Source organism: Tenacibaculum sp. Ill, assembly GCF_051938915.1.
Classification (GTDB): domain Bacteria; phylum Bacteroidota; class Bacteroidia; order Flavobacteriales; family Flavobacteriaceae; genus Polaribacter; species Polaribacter larymnensis.
The window spans coordinates 3,132,924-3,154,578 of sequence record NZ_JBPSCW010000002.1; the positions used below are offsets into that span (position 1 = coordinate 3,132,924).

The window sequence follows — 21,655 nt, forward strand, 5'->3', positions numbered from 1 at the left end:
TACCTGCTTATAATACTTACAACTATAAAATATGGTTAACATTTTATAACAGTAATTACGACGGATTTAACTATCCAAAATAACTAAACTTTTCATATTCGCAATTTTTTCATAACTTTAAAAGGCTATGAAAAAACTGTTAGAATACCCTCCTTTTCACTTTTTAGTGTGCCTTGTTATTGGCATAACATTCCAATTTTATACACAAATTTGGCAATATAATTTTACATACTTGGCTTATTCTTTAATAGGGTTTTTAATCATTCTTTATTTCTTAAAAAGAACTGAAATGCGAAAAGCATTTAGTATAACTACACTGCTGTTCTTTGTTTTTATCGGAATTAGTACTGCGTATATTCACAATCCGAGAAATTACGCGAATTATTATGAACATCAATTAACTAAGAATTCTACTTATATACTTGATGTACAAAAAGTATTAAAACCCGGGAATTATTATACAAAATATGTAGCTAAAGTCTCTCAGGTTGATTCTACCAAAACCAGTGGATATATTCTTCTGAACATTCAAAAGGACAGTTTATCACCTATATTAAAGGTAGGTAATCGTGTTTTTATTAAAACTCCTTTTAAAGAATTAATTCCTCCTTTAAATCCGTATCAATTTGACTACAAGCAATATTTAGCCAAACAGTATATTTATCATCAAGTGTTTTTAAGCAAACATGAGTTTAAACAACTTAACAATGCTAGTTTTTCTTTAATCACTTTATCGGCTAATATTCGAGAAAGCGTACAAACCTCTTTAAAAAAATATCATTTTACCAATGATGAGTTCGCCGTAATAAATGCATTATTACTTGGTCAGCGTCAAGAAATATCAAAAGAGTTATTAGAAAGCTATTCAAATGCTGGTGCTATTCATATTCTTGCCATTTCTGGGCTACATATTGGTATTTTACTACTACTTTTTTCCTATTTACTTAAACCCATAGAAAAGCTTCCTAACGGAATACTCGTAAAAACCATCTGTATTGTATTACTCTTATGGTGTTTTGCCTTTATAGCTGGTTTATCAGCCTCAGTAGTTCGTGCAGTAACGATGTTTACTTTCGTTGCTATTGGACAATCATTCAAACGGAAAAAGATTATTGAATATTCATTAGTCAGTTCGATGTTCTTCTTACTCTTAATTAAACCAATGTTGTTATTCGATGTTGGATTTCAATTAAGCTATTTAGCCGTTTTTGGTATTGTTTGGGTACAACCAGTACTCTACAATCTATGGAAACCTAAGTTTTTGTTACTAAATAAAGGCTGGAATTTATTTACCGTTTCAATTGCAGCACAAGCAGGAATTTTACCAATAAGTTTATATTATTTTCATCAATTTCCAGGCTTATTTATTTTATCTAACTTAATCATCATTCCTTTTTTAGGCGTAATTTTACTCTTCGGAATTGTAATTATTTTATTAGCTACACTGAGCATACTACCTCAATTTATGGCTGATGGTTACGGATTTATAATCTCAATAATGAATTATTTTGTTAATTGGATTTCTCACCAAGAAGGTTTTTTATTGAAAGAACTCTCAATGTCTTTTGAAGCAATGCTAGCTTGGTATGTTTTTATTATTTTCTTGTATCTGGCTTGGATTCAAAAAACTTATAAACGTGTATTTTTACTTTTGGCTTCTACTCTCCTACTTCAGGGAATTTATTTTTATGAAAAGTTTCAAATTAACAGAAAAAGTGAATTTATTGTATTTCATAAAAGTAGACATTCTATTATAGGAAAAAGAAATGGTAACGAAATAAACATTTTTAGCTCTTTGAATGATTCTGTTCTTCGTCATCAAAAGCTACTACAATCTTATAGAGTTAATGAAGAGGTTTATTCTAAAAATACTGATTCAATTTTAAATATAACCTCCTATATGAACAAACATATTTTGACTGTAGATAGTCTAAGTGTTTATCAAATAAAAGAACCTAAAAACCCAATAGTTATTCTGAAAGACAGCCCTAAAATTAATTTAGATAGACTTATTACTACCTTAAAACCTCAACAAATTATTGCTGATGGTAGTAATTATAAATCATATATTACTAGATGGAGAGAAACTTGTTATAAACAAAAAACACCATTTTGGTATACTGGCCAAAATGGTGCTTATATTTTTAAAGAATAGATTTTACATCGCGCTTTTAAAGTTTTTTTCAAACTCTTTCCATGGTGTATTCTTGTAATTATCCTTGTTAAAATATGCTAGTATTTTTTCAAACCTTTTTTCTTCTAAGTAACCAGGGACATTTTGTAACAACTGTCTTTCCGTATTAAAAAAAGCTGTTGAAGGATAACTTAACTGTCCTTTCATTATAGCAGCTGCCAATTGATGATACCCTCTTCTTCCTTGAGCTTGGTACTTAAACGTTTTTCCTTGAAACGTAATATCGTCTTTTGTTTCTCCATTTAACTTTACTGGATAATAATGTGTATTGATATACTCAATAATTACCTTGTTTTTATAAGTCGTTTTATCCATTTTTTTACACCAACCACACCAATCAGTATAAATATCTACTAAGATTGGTTTTGGTTCTTTCTCACTCATTTCCATCGCTTGTTCAAAGCTTAACCAATTTACTTTATCTTGTGCCTTGACCCCTAATGAAATAAAGGTTAAAACTGCTACTAATATTATTTTTTTCATACTCCTTAAGTCTCAATAAGTGTTCCAAATTTACAAAAAAACCTGCCAACTTATAAAATTGACAGGTTGTAAAAGATTGTTTTAACGTTTATTTAGAGTTATTTAACTCCATGCATTAATTTTTTTAGTAATGGATGTAGTAACAACGAAACAATACCTAATGCAAAAGGTATAATCGTAAATATCAAGAAGAAACCTGATAAACTATACTCTTGCGTGATTTTTTCAATGTCTCCTCCTACATAATGTGCTAGCTTGTTACCTATTGCAATAGCTAAATAATAAACTCCAAACATAAACGCAATCATACGAGTTGGAATTAACTTACTTAAGTATGATAATCCCATTGGAGATAAACATAGCTCACCTAACGTGTGGAATAAATATGCTAAAACTAGCCAAACCATACTTAAACTTGCTCCTTCTGCTCCTGCAGCTACATTTCTTGCTCCGAATGCAAGAAAACCAAAACCTAAAGCTAACAATGCTAATCCTAAGAAATATTTTACAGATGCTGGAGGGTTATATCTACTATCCCACCACTTTGTGAATAATGGGGCAAAAATAATAATGAATAATGAATTTAATATAGCGAACCAAGTTACTGGAACTTCTGTATTTGGGTCATTAAACTCTACATAAAGCTTATATAAAACAATAGCCCAAACAATCAAGAAACTTGTTCCTAATATAATATTTGCTAATCCTATTTTGCTAAATGTTTTTCTAAACAAACTAATTAATACGTAAGTAATTATACCTAATGGCACTACTGTTACTAATAAGTCAACTACTTTAAATACTGTTCCTGCAGTACCTTCTAAAATTCTATTCGTAAAGTCTCTGGTATAAATTGGAAGCGATCCAGCCGCTTGTTCAAATGCAGCCCAGAAAAATATGGTAAATAGAGAAAAAATAGAAAACGCAATCATTCTATCTCTTTCTATTCTTGTATACCTAGGAATTCTAACAATTAACAATACGATGAAACTAATTGCAGCCAATAGTGCAAAAAACAAAGAATCACTCATACCTGCAACCGTAAAGTTCAACGTTTGTATGTTTCCTATTTTACTTAAAGGGTCATTAAAAATGAATATTAATGCTGATACGGTAAAAACTGCTATTAAAGCATAGTCTACCATTGAAAAAGGGTTTCTTTTTTCAGCATCAACATCAACCACTTCCTCAGTATTTTTCACATCTTTCTTTGCAGGCTTGTCTCCTAAACTTCCAAAAAGAGGTTGCGCAAAATAAAACTGTAACATACCTAATAACATAAAGATCCCTGCTAAACCGAATCCCCATGACCATCCTATTTTTTCTCCAACCCAGCCACAAAGCATTATTCCAATAAAAGCTCCAGCGTTGACTCCCATATAAAAAATGTTGTAAGCACCATCTTTCTTATCATCTTTACCTGCATACATTTTTGAGATAATCGAAGTCATATTAGGTTTAAAGAAACCATTTCCTACAATTAATAAAGCAATTCCTATATATAGAAAAGTAGGTGTTTCAACAGCCATTGCTGCATGCCCTAATGTCATTAGCAATGCACCAATAACTACCGCCATTCGATAACCAATTTTATTATCAGCTAACCAACCTCCTAAAAGAGGTGTTAGATAAACAAATAGTGCATATGTTCCTAAAAGTGATAATGCTGCTGATGTACTCCACCCCCATCCAGGGTTGTTTCCTGTTATAGCTCCTGTTAAAAAGATAACTAAAATAGCACGCATTCCATAGTAAGAAAAACGTTCCCACATTTCTGTAAAAAACAAAACGAACAAACCTGCTGGATGCCCTAAAACTTTGTCTTTAAATAAATTTTCGATGTCTGTACTCATTCTTTTTAATATATAGTTTATAATAGAAGAAGCCTTGATAGTAAATACATACTACCAAGGCTTTATTTTTTTAGTTATTGTCTGCTAATTCGAATCCTTCAGCTTCTTCATGTGAAGTTCCATTTAGTTCTTCTGCTCCATGTGTTAATCTCTTCAAAGGTTTTAAAATAGCTAAGATTAACAATCCAAAAACTGTACAAAAAATAGCAATCCCAGTAAACACTTGGAATTCTCCTGCTCCTTCTGAAAGTTCACCTACAAAACCAGCTACTTTATTTCCTAAACCTGTTGCTGCAAAATAGGCTCCCATCATAAATGAAGCATATTTAACTGGTGCCAATTTAGTAATAAATGATAATGCTACTGGTGAAGCACATAACTCTCCAACTGTATGGAATAAATATGCTAAAACTAACCATATCATTGCTGACTTTTCTACTATTTCATCTCCATCCATAACAACTTCCATACTAGCTTTACTCATAAAGAAAAAACCAAAAGCCATAATAATAACTCCTATAGCCATTTTAAATAAAGAAGATGATTCTTTACCTTTTTTCCCCCACTTGTACCAGAAGTTAGCCACTAAAGTTCCTAGTGTAATGATGAAAAATGCATTTATTGATTGAAAAACAGCTGCAGGAACTTCATTTCCTATAAGTGGTAATGAAAAAGAAAGTGCTCTATCTGTTTTCTGTTCTGTATATAAACTCATTAAACCTCCAGCTTGCTCAAACGCTCCCCAGAAAACAATGATAATTAAGAAAGATAAAAACATAACTAACATTCTATCTTTCTCTACTGCAGTAAGAGGTTTCTTCATTAAATCTTTATCTGGAGAATCTTGTTTTCCTAAAAAGTCACCTACTCCTTCTAAGTATTTTAGACCAAACATGTATACTACTTGCCCTAAAGCCATTCCTATACCTGCTAATCCAAAACCATAATGCCATCCCCATTTAGCTGCCACAGCTCCTACAATTAAAGCTCCTAAAAAAGCTCCTAGATTAATCCCTATATAAAAAATATAAAATCCTTTATCTCTTCTGTCATCTCCTTTTTTATAAAGTCCTCCAACCATTGTTGATATATTTGGTTTTAAAAAACCTACACCAATAACAATTAATATTAACCCTGTAAAAAACGCCCACTGAGCATCAATTGCCAAAATACCGTGCCCTAGACAAAGTAATACTCCGCCAAGCATAACGGCTTTTTTCTGACCAATAAATTTATCTGCAATCCAACCTCCAGGAATAGACATTAAATAAACAAACATTGTATATGTTCCGTAAAATGATAGCGTTTCTGCGTTAGACCAACCATAACCTGATTGTGGATTACCTAAAAGAACAGGTGCTGCCAAAAAAAGTGTTAGAATAGCTCTCATACCATAGTATGAAAAACGCTCCCACATTTCTACGAAAAATAAAACATAAAGGCCCTTGGGATGCCCCAAAAACTCATTTTGATTTGTTTGTTTAAGTGTACTCATAGTTGTCGAATTTTATAGGTTATTTTTAATAAAGTTAGTCATTTTGGTATACAAGTGTAAACGAGTGTTCCCTCCATAAATACCATGATTCTTATCTGGGTACATACCCCATTCAAATTGCTTATTAGCCTGAATTAAAGCTTCAGCCATTCTGTAAGCATTTTGAACATGCACATTATCATCTCCTGTACCGTGAATTAATAAATACTTTCCTTTTAATAATTCTGGATAATTTAAAGGTGAATTGTCATCATATCCTGCTGGGTTTTCCTCTGGAGTACGCATATAACGTTCTGTATAAATAGAGTCATAAAAACGCCATGTAGTAACTGGTGCAACTGCAATTGCAGCAGCAAACACATCATTTCCTTTTAATAAACAGTTAGTACTCATATGACCTCCAAAAGACCATCCCCAAATACCTATCCTATTCGCATCAACATATGGTAATTTTGCTAACTCTTTAGCTACAGAAATTTGATCTTCAGTTTCATACTTCACCAAATTCATGTAAGTAACTTTCTTAAAATCACGACCTTTAAAACCAGTTCCTCTACCATCAACACAAACAACTATATAACCATTTTGTGCTAACATTTGGTGCCAATAATCATTAGAACTATTCCAACTGTTTTTTACATTTTGAGAACCTGGTCCTGAATATTGATACATTAAAACTGGATACTTTTTATTTGCATCAAAGTTTGCAGGTTTGATAGTGTACATATTTAAGTCGTTTCCGTTAACATTAATTGTAGAAAACTCTTTTTTACTTAAATTATATCCTGCAATAGTTTCTTTTAAAGCTGCGTTATCTTTTATAGTTTTTAATACCTTCCCTTCATCGTTTCTTAGCGTATACACAGGAGGTGTATTAACATCTGAAAAAGTATTAATAAAGTAATGCATATTTTTACTAAAAGAAGCATTGTTTGTTCCTGAAGCATTACTTAATAATTTTTTATTATTTCCATCTAAAGAAATACTGTATACTCCTCTGTTAATAGATCCATTTTCTACCGATTGATAGTAAATAGTTTTCTTGTCAGCATTGTATCCGTAGTAAGAAGTAACTTCCCAGTTTCCATTAGTTACCTGATTCAATAACTTACCGTCCTTATCATAGTGATAAATATGGTTGTACCCATCTTTTTCACTTGTCCAAATAAAACTATTATCATCCAAGAAAGTTAAATCATCAGTAATATCTACATATGCTTTATCTGTTTCGTTTAAAACGATAGAACTATTAAAAGTAGTTGCATCAACAAAATACATTTTTAAATCATTTTGATGACGGTTCAATGTTCTAACTGCTAAAATATTTGGATTATTTGTCCAATTAATTCTTGGAATGTATTCATAATCTCCAACTCTAATTTCTGCAGTTTTGTTCGTTTCTAATGAAAATATACGTAATGCTACTTTTGCATTCTCTTCACCAGCCTTTGGATATTTGAACACATGCTGTGTTGGGTATTTTTCTTTTCCATATACGTCCATTGAAAAAGTTTTAACTTTACTTTCATCAAAACGTAAATATGCTAAGTTTTTACTGTCTTTACTCCATTCAAATGCTTTTACGAAACCAAATTCTTCTTCATAAACCCAATCAGTAATACCGTTAATGATTTCATTCTTTTTACCACTATTGGTAATTTGAATTACCACATTGGCATCTGAATAATCTTTAATAAATAAATTGTTGTCTTTAGCGTATGCTATTTTTTTACTATCAGGAGAAAAAGTTGGTTCTTGAATATCTGTACCAATTAAGTCTAACGATTTTTTAGCAATATCATACACATAAAATGTACCTAAATATGAGTGACGGAAAATTTGTTTGAAGTTTGTTCCTAAAATTAATTTAGTTTCATCATTATTAAAACTATATGATTGAAAATATTTTAATCCAGCTAAATCTTTACTATCAACTATCGTTGCAACTTTTTCTAATGTTTCATAACTGTACTTATCTACAGTAGAACTTCCATTTTCATAATTCAATAGCGAATAAAAATCTCCATTCATAGAGTTTAAAGAGTTCATATAATCGGCTCTAAACGTGCCTTTTTTCCATATATCCTCTAAAGAAATATCTTTTTTTTGAGCTTGTACTAGCGAAGATATTCCTATAAACAATAATAATATTTTCTTCATCTTAAGTTGTTGTTTATCTAAAAAGTTTGCCAAGTTTACGGAAAAATAGCCAAAAATCCCCTCAAAAAAATCATAAAAACCAAATAACATAACCATTTTAACAGGATTCACGTATCTTTGAACCATCAAAAATGAATTGAGAATGTCTAAAACGATCTCTGGTTTTTCTAAACTTACCAAAGAAGAAAAAATAGACTGGTTGGCAAAAACTTACTTTAATAATCAACCAGAAATTATACAAACTATTACGCAATATTGGAATGTAGATGATAAGCTACAACAATTGCATGATGATTTTATTGAAAATACCATTTCTAACTTTTATATGCCTTACGGTATTGCTCCTAATTTTATTATTAATGGGCGTAGTTATGTAATACCAATGGTAGTTGAAGAAAGCTCTGTAGTCGCTGCTGCTTCGTTAGTTGCAAAGTTTTGGAGTACTCGTGGTGGATTTAAAACTGAAGTAATTTCTACCAACAAAATTGGCCAAGTACATTTTATGTATGCTGGTGATAAAAATGAGTTAGAAAACTATTTTAACCGACAAAAAACTGAATTATATGCAGCCACGGCACCCATAACTAAGAACATGGAAAAGCGCGGTGGCGGAATTTTAGATATTCAATTAGTTGATAAAACTGATAAGCTTGCAAACTACTATCAATTACATGTTACGTTTGAAACAAAAGATAGTATGGGGGCTAACTTCATTAACTCTTGCTTAGAAGCTATTGCAAAGGCTTTTAGAAAGGATGATATTGAAATTGTAATGAGTATTCTTTCTAACTATGTTCCTGAATGTTTAGTTAGAGCTGAAGTGAGCTGTAAAGTAGAAGAGTTAGGTGGAAAGAACCCTGAGAAGTTTGCTCAAAAATTTGAACAAGCTGTTAAAATAGCTGAAATAGAACCTTACCGTGCAGTTACTCATAATAAAGGAATTATGAATGGAATTGATGCCGTTGTACTTGCTACTGGTAATGACTTTAGAGCAATTGAAGCTGGAGCACATGCATACGCTTCAAAAGATGGGCAATATAAAAGCCTAACACACTGTGAAGTAAAAGACGGTATTTTTAGGTTTTGGATTGAAATCCCTTTAGCACTGGGAACTGTTGGTGGTTTAACTGCTTTACACCCGATGGCTAAATTATCGTTAGACATGATGCAAAAACCAAGTGCACGCACCTTAATGCAAATTATTGCTGCTGCTGGTTTAGCTCAAAATTTTGCTGCTTTACGTGCCTTAACAACCAAAGGAATTCAACATGGACATATGAAAATGCACTTGATGAATATCTTAAATCAGCACAAAGCTACCAATGAGGAAAAGGAAGCTGTGGTAGCTTATTTTGATGACAGAACTGCCTCACATAGTGCTGTAGTAGAAAAATTAAACGAGTTACGTAAACCCAAAGTACAATGGGTAGATTTTTTAAATGAGGAAGAAGTACGTAGTACACTTGCTAATTTAAAAACTGATGCAAAACCTTTATTTGGAAAAATGAATGGACAGCAAATGGTGGAGCACATAAGTGCAGTAACTCAAATAGCTAATGGAAACTGGAATGTTGATATTTATGTTTCTGATGAGAAATCAGCTAGAAGAAAACCGTTTTTAAATTCAGACAGTGAATTACAAATCGGGTTTAAAGCTCCATTTTTATCGGAAGACCCTACTCCATTAAAGTTTAACTCTATGGAAGAAGCTATCGATGATTTAATCGAACAAGTACAATATTTTGAAACTGTTTTTAATGAAAATCCAAACAGAAAGGTAGTACACCCATTTTTTGGTGAGCTAGATTATGAATACTGGAAAAAATTCCAAGTAAAACATTTTACACACCACTTTAAACAATTTGGATTGTGACTTCGACTACGCTCAGTCACCAGTTAACATCAAAATTATTAAATGCCTAAAGGTTTTGTTTACATACTAGAATGCTCAGACGGAAGTTTCTATACCGGTAGTACTATTAATCTAGAAAAAAGACTTAGCGAACACCAAAATGGTGAAGGTGCTCGCCACACTCAAAAAAGATTACCTATCAGCTTAGTTTATGTTGAAGAATTCCAACAAATACATCAAGCTTTTTATAGAGAAAAACAAATTCAAGGTTGGTCTAGAGCTAAAAAGATAGCTTTAATCGATAACAATTATGAAATACTACCTAAACTTTCCGAATGTCAAAACGAAAGTCATTATAGAATTCAAAAAAGAAGAGGTTTAGTTTAAATATGAAAGAAGATACAAACCAATGGGTAGCTGAGCGTAGTCGAAGCTACTCTAACGGAAAATTATTACTCACCGGCGAGTATGTTGTTCTAGATGGTGCGACCTCATTAGCAGTTCCTACTAAGTTTGGGCAAGATTTAATTGTTGACCCCATCAAGGAACCTCAACTTATCTGGGGAAGTTTCACCCATACAGGAGAATGTTGGTTCGAGGCTTCTTTTGATTTACCAAAACTAAGATTAACTTCAGCAACGTTTAATTCAGACAAAGAAGGAAGTGCTGAGTTTATTGCCGAGACTTTACGAGATATTTTACAAGAAGCAAAACATTTAAATCAAGAATTTTTAAATACTGAGCACGGTTTTATTGTAAAAACCAACTTAACTTTTCCACAAAACTGGGGATTGGGAAGTTCATCAACCTTAATTAACAATATTGCTACTTGGGCAAATGTGAATCCGTTTACCTTACTTTGGAATGCTTTTTCTGGTAGTGGTTACGATATTGCTTGTGCAAAACACAATACACCAATTCTATATAAACTAAAAGAAAAACAGCCTCTTGTTGAAGAAGTTAATTTTAAACCAAGTTTTTCTGAAGAATTGTTTTTTATTCATTTGAATCAAAAACAAAATAGTAGAGAAGGAATTGCTCATTATAAAAAACATAGAGTAGAAGCTAAAACATTAATTCCTGAAATTGACAACTTAACTCAAGAGTTTTTAAAAGCTAAAACTTCCAAAGACTTAGATAAAATTATCATTGAACACGAGAGAATCATTAGTTCTATTACAAAGCAAATCACTGTAAAAGAGAGATTGTTTTCTGATTATTTTGGTGAAGTAAAAAGTTTAGGAGCTTGGGGTGGTGATTTTGTTTTAGTTACTGGAAACGAAGACACAATAAGTTACTTTAAACAAAAAGGATTCGAAACTGTTCTTTCGTATAAAGAAATGATTTTATAATGAAAAAAGTAGTTATTATAGGTGGTGGAGCAGCAGGTTATTTTACTGCAATAAATGCAAAAGAACTCAATCCTGAATTAGACATTACCATTCTCGAAAAAGGAAAAGAGGTTTTACAAAAGGTGAAGATTTCTGGTGGAGGTCGCTGTAATGTTACTCATGCTTGTTTTGAACCCAAAGAACTAACAAAATTCTACCCAAGGGGTGAAAAAGAACTACTTGGCCCATTTCATAAATTTATGACTGGTGATACTTTTGAATGGTTTGAAAATCGTGGAGTTCCTTTAAAAATTGAAGCAGATAATCGAGTATTTCCTGAAGCGAATACATCACAAGCAATTATAGATTGTTTTCAAAACGCTGTTGATAACCTCGGAATTACAGTGTTAAAAAACCATGGTGTGAATTCTATTTATCAACAAAATGAGAAATGGATTATCAACACAAAAAACCAAGATTTTGAAGCTGATTTTGTGGTTGTTGCTGCAGGAAGCAGTAAAAAAGTTTGGGATTTATGTAAAACGCTAGACCATACGATTATTGAACCTGTTCCTTCTTTATTTACTTTCAACATAAAAGACAAACGAATTGTTGATTTAGGGGGAATATCAGTTCCAAATGCAGAAGTTACACTTGTTGGAACTAATTTGGAAAACTCTGGTCCTTTATTAATTACCCACTGGGGTTTAAGTGGGCCTGCTATATTAAAATTATCCGCTTTTGGTGCTCGTATTTTAGCTGACAAAAATTATCAATACAACGTACTGGTAAATTGGTTAGGACGAGATACGAATTCTGTTCTCGAAGAGTTACAAGGATTAAAGAAATCACAGGCTAAAAAACAGATAATTTTAAAATCACCTTTTAGTGATATTCCACGCCGATTGTGGGAACGATTGGTTACAGCTTCAGAAATAAAAAACAATCTAAATTGGGCTGATATAAGTAATAAACAGCTTCAAAACTTAGCTAACGAACTTACCAAAGGGTTATTTAATGCTAATGGACGCACTACTTTTAAAGAGGAGTTTGTTACTGCTGGTGGTGTGGATTTAAAGGAAATCAACTTTAAACGTTTTGAAAGTAAAAAACATCAAAACTTATTCTTTGTAGGTGAAGTATTAAATATTGACGCCGTTACTGGTGGTTTCAATTTTCAAAATGCTTGGACAGGTGGTTTTATTTGTGCTAATGCAATTGCTGAATAAAAAATCATTTCGAACAAAGTTTTAAGAGTTCTTTCTTCGTTCGAAATGACTTTACTTTTTTTAGTCTTCGTCTTCTCCTTCTTCTTCGTAGCAGTTAAAAATGATAGAGTACCCATACTCTACAGCTTCTTCATACAATTCTTTTTGCTCATCATCTTCTACATCATCAATTGAATCTAACGTAAAATATTCGTCTTCTATTTCTACTACCTTCCAATCTTCATTTTTGATGTAAAATTTTGCTAATCGCATAGCTCCTTCAATATCTTTATAATCGATATATAAGCTTACGTAAGCTCCGATAACTTCATCGTAATGTTCAGAAGATTTTTTAGGTTTTGCTAAGGCATTAATTAAAAACATAGATCTATTTTTTTTGTGTTATATTATGCTAATTCTCCTCTATGAGGTTTTAATGCATCTCTAAAGGTTTTCATGTATTCCTCATCAACCACAATAAAAGCAATTGTGTGCATTTCGTTTAAAGATACAAAATTTACTTCATGATATGGCAAACTATCTATCTGAGCAAATTCTTTTAAATGGATACAATGATGCTTTGCGGTTTCAAGACCATCTGGACCTTTAAAATCCCAAATCAGTTTAATTTTTCTCATAAAACAAAAATACCCATTTCTGAAATAGAAACGGGTATTTTATAGCTAGATTGACTGTTTTACTTTTGTTCTACATTCCAAGTATAATTAATTTTTCTTTTTAAATATTCTTCTTCCTAAAGGCATCGCCTTTGTTTTCTTGTTGACCAAACAAGTTATATGGAAACATTATAAAATATATTACACTTTTTTCATAGTCATTATTTCTTTGCTTCTGATGAAAGATAGGTTTGTAATATTTGAATAGCTGTTGGGGTTGTAGGTACATTAGTTGCATTGAATGTAAAAGCTATTGATATTTTTTGCGCAGGCAGATACAGTGCTAAAGATTGGAACCCATCAATTCCCCCATCATGTCCGTAAATAATCATATCTTGAAAGTTTACTACAGATATCCCTAATCCCCATTCATTCTCTGGTGTTGTCATTTTTTTTATCATCTCATTTGAAATAATTTGCCCCGTAAACAAAGCATTAAAGAATTCATTTACTTCTTGAGCGGTAGAAGCTATCCCTCCAGCTCCCATAGTTGACTTTAAGTTTGTCTCCTGATAAATTGGAGTCCAAACATTTTTATTTGAATAATAAGAAAAAGCTTCGTTTTTATTCGGGTTCAATTCGGCACCAAAAGAGGTTCTTTTTAGATTAAGAGGCTCAAAAATCCTTTCTTTCAATACTGTTGCAAATAGTTTCTTTTCTATATCCTCTACAATATAAGACAGTAGTATAAAATTAGAATTTGAATACGCTGTTTTTGTTCCTACTTCAAATACCAATCCTCCTTTTACAATTTTACCTATCATCTCTTTTCTATTTCTTGGTTTACGAATCCAAGTATCAAAGCCTTCTTCATCGGTAATGTTAAATAGTCCACTTTGATGGCTTAACAAATGTTTTATCGTTATCTTGTTTGAATTAGGAATTTCTGAAAAATATGTACTTAACTGTGTACTTAATTGCAACTTCTTTTCTTCAATAAGTTTTAGCACTATACTAGCTGTAAAAACTTTTGATATAGACCCTATTCTATATATAGTATTTTCATTAGCTATTTTATTTAAAGCTAAGTTTGCTTTACCAAATGACTTATTATATACCTCGGCTCCGTTTTTAAAAACAGAAACCGTACCCATTGCCTTATGCTCTGCTTCAAAAGAATGTAAAAGTTGATCTAAATTTACTTGTTGTCCATAGGTAATAATAGAGCATACCAATCCTATAAAAACAATTAGTTGTTTCTTCATTTTTTTATTTAATAAGTTATTTGATTATTTTAAGCTTCTTTTTTCTTGAGAGTTAACCCAATTATACCTAATCTAGCGATTAAAAAAACTAACATTCCAAAAGACGGGGCTAACAAACCTATTTTTAAACCTGCTGCTAAAACAGGAGTTGCTATATCTCCTTGCATTGAACTGATATTATCAAACGCACCAATTAACCCAAAAAACAACCCTAAAAACCCATAAACTAAAGCAAATAAACTTATATGCTTCAGTAAGTTAATTGTTTTACCATTACTATCTTCCTTTAAGAATAGTTTTAATATCAATGCTATACAAATTAATAGCATTAACAGTATTGGATACATAAACATTGATCCGCCTTCATTTAAAAGGTTTGAGAATAAGAATTTCATAATTTTAATTTTTAAAGTTATTTACAGCACAAACCTATGTTTATAATTCATTTGAGTTTTGTAATATCGACAGTACCTCTTTTCTGTTCCTCTAACTACATATTAAATTCCCTTTTCAACCAAATAACAGAAAACAGTTGTTCGTCTACAATTTCAGGGATTTTACCGCAAAAACCTATCTCTTTATTCAAAAAATAAGATATTGCAACTTAATGAAAAGATTTACATCAATAGTTAAACGCTTTATATTCTTCTTATTCAATATTATATTTTGGGTAGGTGTTTATTTCTTTTATACCTACTTCTTAGGCTATGGAAGCTCTAACACCGCTTATGTAAACACTTTTTCAGCATACTTAATGCCTGTAACCATATGCTTAAGTTATTTCATTATTTTATATTTAATTCCAAAATACCTACTTAAGAAAAAGTATTTTCTTTTTATTTTATATAGCTGCTACACCTTCATTATATCATTTACAGCTATTTTACTCTCTATTTTCTTTGGTTTGGTATTTTCCTCTTTTTTAGAAGGAACCAACACAAAGACCTTAACTAAATCTTTACCATTAGTCATAATTGGTGTGTACTTTATTGTTATTATAGCAACCTCTTTAGGTTTAATTATTTACAATTATCTATCTAGCATAAAAAACGAAAACTTAAAAAACAAATTCCTGCAGACCCAACTACAGCTAAAAGAACAAGAGCTGAAATTTTTAAAAATGCAGATTCATCCACATTTTTTATTTAACACCTTAAACACCTTATACGGATTTACTTTAAAAAAATCAGAAGAAGCTCCTGATATGATTTTAAAGCTCTCTAATTTGTTAGACTATATTTTATACCAAGTAGACAAACCTTCTGTTCTTTTAAAAAATGAAATACAACATATTGACGATTATATTTCTTTAGAAAAAGTGCGCTTTCAAGAGAGTTTACAAGTTGAATTCTCTAAGAATTTATATAACGAAACCACCCAAGTATCTCCCATGCTACTATTACCTTTTATTGAAAATGCTTTTAAACATGGTGTTCAGATTGACGGTCTATTAAGTGTTAACATCAACTTAAAAACAACTAAAGATTCCTTGTTTTTCCGTATTAAAAACACTTCCCAAAAAAACAAAACAGATAAAAATGGAATTGGACTAGAAAACATTCAAAAAAGATTAAAAATGCTTTACAGCAATCAGTTTAAACTTCATTTAGCATTAGAAGAAAACCAATTTATTGTAGATTTAAAAATCCCTTTAACAAATGGCTAATAAAATAACCTGTGTAATTGTTGACGACGAACCTATAGCAAGGGAAATTCTTGAATCATTCATAGATAAAACCCCTAACCTAGAATTAATTTCTAGTTGTAAAAATGCTATGGAAGCACTACAAGTTGCACAAACAGAAAATATCGATTTATTTTTTCTAGATATTAATATGCCTGAAATTACTGGATTAAGTTTAGCTAAAATTATCAATAACAAATCACAAATAATTTTTACTACTGCTTATAGAGATTATGCAGTTGATGGTTTTAATCTAAGTGTAATAGACTACTTATTAAAACCTATTAGTTTTGATCGATTTTTACAAGCAATTCAAAAGGTTACTAATAACAACATGAAAATTTCTATAGAAAATGATAACAAGAAGGATTTTATGTTTGTAAGAGCCGATAGAAAAATGGTTAAGATTAACTTTAAAGATATTTTATACATTGAAAGTTTAGGTGACTATGTTAAAGTTTTCACCAATAACGACACTGTAATAACTAGGGAAACTATTAGTAACTTTCAAACCACATTACCAAGTGATTGCTTTATAAGAGTTCATCGTTCTTATATTGTTTCAATATCTAAAATTTCCTCATATACTAACGAATATATTGAGATTGCTAAAAAAGCGGTATCAATAAGTAGGAGCTACAAAGAAAGCGTCTTACAAAAATTAGCACAAGTGTAAGCGAAATTCTATCTTTACAGCAAAATTTTTACACGTTGAATACATCAGATTTCTTATTTCTTTCTCAAGATAAAAAAGTAGATAACTTAACTGTTACATGGCAAACACCTAGTAATATTGCTTTGGTAAAATACTGGGGAAAAAGCGAACCTCAAATTCCTAAAAATGCCTCAATAAGCTTTACATTAAACAATTGTCACACAACTACAAAAATTGAGTTTACAAAGACACTCCCAAAAAATCAAGCAGAATTTGAGTTGTTTTTTGAAGGAAAAAAGAAAGATGATTTTAAACCTAAAATAGCCAAGTTCTTTGAAAGAATTCAAAAATACTGTACGTATATTTTAGAGTATAAGATGGTTATTTCTTCTGAAAACTCTTTTCCACATAGTAGTGGTATTGCTTCTTCTGCAAGCGGAATGAGTGCTATTGCCATGTGTTTAATGAATTTAGAAAAAGAGTTAAACCCGAATTTAACTGAGGAGTATATTAACAAAAAAGCTTCCTTTTTAGCTCGTTTAGGATCAGGGAGCGCTAGTAGAAGTATAGAAGGTCCATTAGTAGTTTGGGGAAACCACCCTAATATTGTGGGAAGTTCAGATTTATTTGGTATAAAATTTCCTTATACAGTTCATCCTATTTTTGAAGATTATCAAGATGCTATTTTATTAGTTGACAAAGGAGAAAAACAAGTTTCAAGTACAGTTGGACATAATTTAATGCACGATCATCCGTATGCAGAAAATCGTTTTACACAAGCTAATCAAAACTTGGAAAAACTTTCAAAGATTCTTCAAAATGGAGACATCAAGGCTTTTGTTAACCTTGTTGAAAGTGAAGCTTTAACATTACATGCCATGATGTTAACTAGTAATCCGTATTTTATTTTAATGAAACCTAACACTTTAGAAATCATTAATAAAATATGGGAATACAGACAAGAAAACGATAGTAATGTTTGTTTTACATTAGATGCTGGTGCAAATGTACACGTATTATACCCTCATTCAGAAAAGTCTGAAATTGAAGTATTTATTAAGGATATTTTGGCTGCATACTGCCAAAAAAATCATTATATTTGTGATAGTGTGGGTTTTGGCGCGAGACCTATTTTAACCTAAATTCCCAACTATTATGAGAACTTCAACATTAATAATTGCCCTTTTTATTGGTTTTATAACCAATTCTGTTACTGCACAAGACACTATTTGGTTCGATAAAAATTGGCACGAAACAACAAAAGAAGAGCATGTGTTTTATAGACCTGCTCCTAAAAGAATGAATAACGGTTTTTGGATTGTAGACTACTACAAAAACGGACAAATTCAAATGGAAGGTTTTAGTACAGTAAACATTCCTAACGAGGAAGTCTTTGACGGTTTAGTACTATATTATCATGAAAATGGAAAACCTTTTCATAGAGCTAACTACAAAAGTGGAAAACTTCACGGAATCAGAAAAGTATATTATGAATCTGGTGAGTTGAAAGAAGAAGGAAAGTATGAAGAAGGTGAAAGAGAAGGTATATGGAAAACTTTTTATAAGAATGGTAAAATAGAAACAAAAGGTAAATATCGAGACAACGAAAAAGTTGGTGTTTGGAAAACTTTTTACAAAAACGTGTACTAGTTTGTAAACTAGTAGTTTTACCCGTATGTTTGCATTGTAATTAAAACACCTATGAAAGGACCCTTATTTTACGCAAAAATATTACTCTTCGGAGAATATGGAATCATTAAAGATTCCAAAGGATTAGCAATACCTTTTAGTTCTTATAAAGGAGCGTTAAAATCTGCAAAAAACTTAACTGGAGAAGCTGAAAAATCAAATCAAAGCTTAGCTAATTTTTATACATATTTAGCTAACTTAAACTCTGATATTGTTTCTTTCGATTTAGATTCTTTAAAAACCGATGTTGATAGCGGAATGTATTTCGACTCTTCAATACCTCAAGGGTATGGAGTAGGAAGCTCAGGTGCTTTAGTAGCTTCTATCTACGACAAATACGCTAATAATAAAATTACAATTTTAGAAAACTTAACAAGAGATAAGCTTTTAACTTTGAAACAAATTTTTTCTTTGATGGAGTCTTTTTTCCACGGAAAAAGTTCTGGGTTAGATCCTTTAAACTCGTATTTAAGTTTACCTATATTAATCAATTCAAAAGAACATATTGAACCAGCTGGAATCCCTTCTCAAAAAGAAGGAAAAGGTGCTGTTTTCTTATTAGATTCTGAACAAATTGGTGAAACTGAGCCTATGGTTAACATCTTTATGAATAAGATGAAGAACGAAGGTTTCAGAAAAATGATTAGTGAAGAGTTTGCAACACATACAGATGCGTGTATTGAAGACTTTTTACAAGGAAACGTTAAATCGTTGTTTGGTAATGTGAAGAAATTATCAAAAGTAGTTTTAGCTAACTTTAAACCAATGATTCCTACTGCTTTTCATAAAGTATGGGAAAAAGGTATACAAACCAACGATTACTATTTAAAGCTTTGTGGTTCTGGTGGTGGAGGTTACATCTTAGGGTTTACTGAAGATTATGAAAAAGCAAAAAACAGTTTAAAAGATTATAAATTAGAACTAGTGTATCGCTTTTAAAATGCTACTATGAGTACATTTAAAAACAATACATTTTTCTTAAAAATATTTAGCCTTTTATCTGTCATAAGAGGTTACAACATTTTAGTACTAATAGCAGCCCAATATTTGGCTGCTATTTTTATTTTCTCTGATACAAAATCAGTTAAACCTGTAGTTTTTGATTGGCATTTACTCTATTTAGTTATTGCTACTGTTTGTGTTGTTGCATCTGGTTACATCATCAATAATTTTTACGATAAAAAGGCTGATATTATTAACAGACCTATAAAAACAGGGTTAGACTCTTACGTAAAACAGGAAACAAAACTAAGTTTATATTTTACGCTAAACTTTATTGGTTTTTTCTTTGGATGGTTAGTTTCATGGCGAGCAGCATTGTTTTTCTCTGTGTATATTTTTGGTATTTGGTTCTACTCTCATAAATTAAAAAAACATCCATTAATAGGATTAATAACGGCTACTGTATTAACCATACTACCCTTTTTTGTAATATTCGTACACTATAAAAACTTTTCAAAGGTAATTTTTATACACGCAATCTTTCTTTTTTTAGTTATCATGATTCGTGAACTCATGAAAGATTTAGAAAATATTAAAGGAGCTATTGCTAATAATTACAATACTTTTCCTGTAAAATACGGAGAGCATAACACAAAGAAGTTAATTGTTTTATTAATGGTGTTAACCTTAGTACCCATTGGAGTATTATTTAACTATCCCGCTATTGAGTACATGAAGTACTATTTTTATTTAGCGGCTATTACCTTAATTTTTGTTGGTTTTTACACTTGGAAATCGACAAAAAACAATCAATACCGTTTGGCTCACAACATCTTAAAGATTTTATTATTAATAGGTGTCTTTAGCTTATTGTTTATTGATAAATCTTTAATTGTAGATAAAGTAGTAGAGGTTTTAGATTAAAAACCAAATAATTGCCGTAAATTTGCAAACTTTTAAAATTTAATTATGAATTCAAAAAACTCGTCGAGAGGACGACAAGCTGGGCGTAACAGCAATCCTCAAGGAAAAAATCAATTTAAAAAAGATTTCAGAAAACCAAAAAGCAACAAACCTGCTCAGAAAAAAACTGAGAATACAGGAATTCGCTTGAACAAATTCATCTCTAATTCTGGTATTTGTTCTCGCAGAGAAGCTGATACTTATATTGAGCATGGAAGTGTTTCTGTTAACGGAAAATTAGTTACAGAAATGGGTTATAAAGTTCAACCAACTGATGAAGTTCGTTTTGATGGAACTTTAATTTCTATGGAGCAGAAGCGTTATGTTTTATTAAACAAACCTAAAAACTACATTACTACCATGGAAGACGATCGCGGTCGTAAAACTGTGATGGAATTAGTAGGAAACGCCACTAAAGAACGTATTTATCCTGTTGGAAGGTTGGACAGAAATACTACTGGTTTATTATTATTTACTAACGACGGTGAATTAGCAAAAAAATTAACTCATCCTAAGCATAACGTTCGTAAATTATACCATGCTTCTTTAGATAAGAAATTAAGCATTGCCGATTTAGAAAAGTTACGTGGTGATGTAATTATTGAAGGAAGAAAGGTATTTATTGACGCTGTTTCTTATGTAGAAGGAGAACGCAAAACAGAAGTAGGTATTGAAATTCACTCAGGGAGAAACCGTATTGTTCGTAAGATTTTTGAGCATTTCGGATACACAGTTATTAAGCTTGACAGAGTAATTTTTGCTGGTTTAACTAAAAAGAATTTACCTCGTGGTAGATGGCGCGAATTAACGCAGCAAGAAATTAACACATTACAAATGTTATAAAATAAAAATCCCGAGTTTAACTCGGGATTTTTTTATTACTTCTTTACCTTTTTATGGTCTTCTTGTACTTCTTTATCACGATATTTACAACATTCATGTAAATTATCATACGCTTCTTTAGGTGCTTTAAAATCTTTCGTATCGTGACCTACACCTGCAATAGTTTTTTTAACTGCTTCTGTATTCGTCTTACGCTCATCAATAATTAAACTTAATTCATGTGTATTAACGTCCCATTTTGCATACTTTACACCTTTAGTTTTTAGTGCTGCTTTTTCAATACGTTGTTTACACATCATACAAACGCCATCTACTTCAAAAGAAGCTTTAGCATTTTTTTTCTGAGCAAATGCTGATGTACTTAATAGTAAAACTACAGCCAATAAAAATATATTTTTCATCTGTTCTTTATTTTTTATTT

The 21,655-nt window shown here is 31.1% G+C and carries 21 protein-coding genes; 12 read left to right on the forward strand and 9 right to left on the reverse strand.

The genetic code is table 11. The features are described from left to right. The first annotated feature begins 127 nt into the window (after positions 1-127). Positions 128-2,155 carry a ComEC/Rec2 family competence protein gene (locus ACTPNM_RS14810; protein WP_440122563.1) on the forward strand — a complete coding sequence of 676 codons (2,028 nt, stop codon included), beginning with the start codon at positions 128-130 and terminating at the stop codon, positions 2,153-2,155. A 3-nt stretch (positions 2,156-2,158) separates the two neighbouring features. On the opposite strand, the gene ACTPNM_RS14815 is transcribed toward ACTPNM_RS14810, so the two are convergent. From ACTPNM_RS14815 to ACTPNM_RS14830, 4 genes are all read right to left on the reverse strand, one after another. Beyond that, on the reverse strand, positions 2,159-2,677 hold the full coding sequence (locus tag ACTPNM_RS14815) for a thioredoxin family protein (RefSeq protein ID WP_099215458.1): 519 nt from the start codon (positions 2,675-2,677) through the stop codon (positions 2,159-2,161). Positions 2,678-2,775: 98 nt separating this feature from the next. Further along, positions 2,776-4,530: a peptide MFS transporter gene (locus tag ACTPNM_RS14820; RefSeq protein ID WP_440122565.1), complete on the reverse strand. Its 1,755-nt coding sequence runs from the start codon at positions 4,528-4,530 to the stop codon at positions 2,776-2,778. 70 nt (positions 4,531-4,600) lie between these two features. Beyond that, positions 4,601-6,025 carry a peptide MFS transporter gene (locus ACTPNM_RS14825; RefSeq protein WP_440122566.1) on the reverse strand — a complete coding sequence of 475 codons (1,425 nt, stop codon included), beginning with the start codon at positions 6,023-6,025 and terminating at the stop codon, positions 4,601-4,603. Between the two features lie 12 nt (positions 6,026-6,037). Beyond that, positions 6,038-8,185 carry a S9 family peptidase gene (locus tag ACTPNM_RS14830; protein WP_440122567.1) on the reverse strand — a complete coding sequence of 716 codons (2,148 nt, stop codon included), beginning with the start codon at positions 8,183-8,185 and terminating at the stop codon, positions 6,038-6,040. Between the two features lie 142 nt (positions 8,186-8,327). Here ACTPNM_RS14830 and ACTPNM_RS14835 point away from each other — a divergent pair, with 142 nt between their 5' ends. From ACTPNM_RS14835 to ACTPNM_RS14850, 4 genes are read left to right on the forward strand one after another with little or no spacing between them, the layout of a single operon-like run. Further along, positions 8,328-10,058 (forward strand): hydroxymethylglutaryl-CoA reductase, degradative, encoded by a 1,731-nt coding sequence (locus ACTPNM_RS14835; RefSeq protein WP_440122570.1) that lies wholly within the window; start codon positions 8,328-8,330, stop codon positions 10,056-10,058. Positions 10,059-10,100: 42 nt separating this feature from the next. Then, the gene (locus tag ACTPNM_RS14840) at positions 10,101-10,424 is read left to right on the forward strand and encodes a GIY-YIG nuclease family protein (RefSeq protein ID WP_330488361.1); all 324 of its coding nucleotides are present in this window, start codon (positions 10,101-10,103) and stop codon (positions 10,422-10,424) included. 2 nt (positions 10,425-10,426) lie between these two features. After that, entirely contained in the window at positions 10,427-11,389 is a 963-nt protein-coding gene (locus tag ACTPNM_RS14845) for a GYDIA family GHMP kinase (RefSeq protein WP_440122571.1), read from the forward strand. Beyond that, positions 11,389-12,597 (forward strand): NAD(P)/FAD-dependent oxidoreductase, encoded by a 1,209-nt coding sequence (locus tag ACTPNM_RS14850; RefSeq protein WP_440122572.1) that lies wholly within the window; start codon positions 11,389-11,391, stop codon positions 12,595-12,597. The genes ACTPNM_RS14845 and ACTPNM_RS14850 overlap by 1 nt, the downstream gene beginning before the upstream one ends. A 60-nt stretch (positions 12,598-12,657) precedes the next feature. Here the strand turns inward: ACTPNM_RS14850 and ACTPNM_RS14855 are convergent, their stop codons facing one another. The 4 genes from ACTPNM_RS14855 to ACTPNM_RS14870 form a co-directional block, all read right to left on the reverse strand. Continuing rightward, entirely contained in the window at positions 12,658-12,960 is a 303-nt protein-coding gene (locus tag ACTPNM_RS14855; RefSeq protein WP_274639683.1) for a hypothetical protein, read from the reverse strand. Between the two features lie 23 nt (positions 12,961-12,983). Next, the gene (locus tag ACTPNM_RS14860; protein WP_274639682.1) at positions 12,984-13,214 is read right to left on the reverse strand and encodes a hypothetical protein; all 231 of its coding nucleotides are present in this window, start codon (positions 13,212-13,214) and stop codon (positions 12,984-12,986) included. A gap of 200 nt (positions 13,215-13,414) precedes the next feature. Continuing rightward, on the reverse strand, positions 13,415-14,458 hold the full coding sequence (locus ACTPNM_RS14865; protein ID WP_440122573.1) for a serine hydrolase domain-containing protein: 1,044 nt from the start codon (positions 14,456-14,458) through the stop codon (positions 13,415-13,417). Between the two features lie 29 nt (positions 14,459-14,487). Then, complete coding sequence (locus ACTPNM_RS14870) at positions 14,488-14,853, reverse strand: hypothetical protein (protein WP_274639680.1); 366 nt, start codon at positions 14,851-14,853, stop codon at positions 14,488-14,490. Between the two features lie 212 nt (positions 14,854-15,065). Between ACTPNM_RS14870 and ACTPNM_RS14875 the strand changes: the two genes are divergently transcribed. The 7 genes from ACTPNM_RS14875 to ACTPNM_RS14905 are packed head-to-tail and all read left to right on the forward strand — an operon-like array spanning position 15,066 to position 21,234. Beyond that, entirely contained in the window at positions 15,066-16,124 is a 1,059-nt protein-coding gene (locus tag ACTPNM_RS14875; protein ID WP_440122575.1) for a sensor histidine kinase, read from the forward strand. Continuing rightward, positions 16,117-16,818, forward strand: coding sequence for a LytR/AlgR family response regulator transcription factor (locus ACTPNM_RS14880; protein ID WP_440122576.1), 702 nt, complete (start codon positions 16,117-16,119; stop codon positions 16,816-16,818). The genes ACTPNM_RS14875 and ACTPNM_RS14880 overlap by 8 nt, the downstream gene beginning before the upstream one ends. 35 nt (positions 16,819-16,853) lie before the next feature. Then, entirely contained in the window at positions 16,854-17,939 is a 1,086-nt protein-coding gene (locus ACTPNM_RS14885; RefSeq protein ID WP_440122577.1) for a diphosphomevalonate/mevalonate 3,5-bisphosphate decarboxylase family protein, read from the forward strand. Positions 17,940-17,952: 13 nt separating this feature from the next. After that, positions 17,953-18,447 (forward strand): toxin-antitoxin system YwqK family antitoxin, encoded by a 495-nt coding sequence (locus tag ACTPNM_RS14890; RefSeq protein ID WP_440122578.1) that lies wholly within the window; start codon positions 17,953-17,955, stop codon positions 18,445-18,447. A 51-nt stretch (positions 18,448-18,498) separates the two neighbouring features. Continuing rightward, positions 18,499-19,425 (forward strand): mevalonate kinase family protein, encoded by a 927-nt coding sequence (locus tag ACTPNM_RS14895; RefSeq protein ID WP_440122580.1) that lies wholly within the window; start codon positions 18,499-18,501, stop codon positions 19,423-19,425. Between the two features lie 9 nt (positions 19,426-19,434). Further along, entirely contained in the window at positions 19,435-20,352 is a 918-nt protein-coding gene (locus ACTPNM_RS14900; protein WP_440122581.1) for a geranylgeranylglycerol-phosphate geranylgeranyltransferase, read from the forward strand. Positions 20,353-20,397: 45 nt separating this feature from the next. After that, positions 20,398-21,234 carry a pseudouridine synthase gene (locus ACTPNM_RS14905; protein WP_273693936.1) on the forward strand — a complete coding sequence of 279 codons (837 nt, stop codon included), beginning with the start codon at positions 20,398-20,400 and terminating at the stop codon, positions 21,232-21,234. A 35-nt stretch (positions 21,235-21,269) separates the two neighbouring features. Here ACTPNM_RS14905 and ACTPNM_RS14910 read toward each other — a convergent pair whose 3' ends face one another. Beyond that, positions 21,270-21,635: a heavy-metal-associated domain-containing protein gene (locus ACTPNM_RS14910; protein ID WP_440122582.1), complete on the reverse strand. Its 366-nt coding sequence runs from the start codon at positions 21,633-21,635 to the stop codon at positions 21,270-21,272. Positions 21,636-21,655 lie beyond the last annotated feature (20 nt).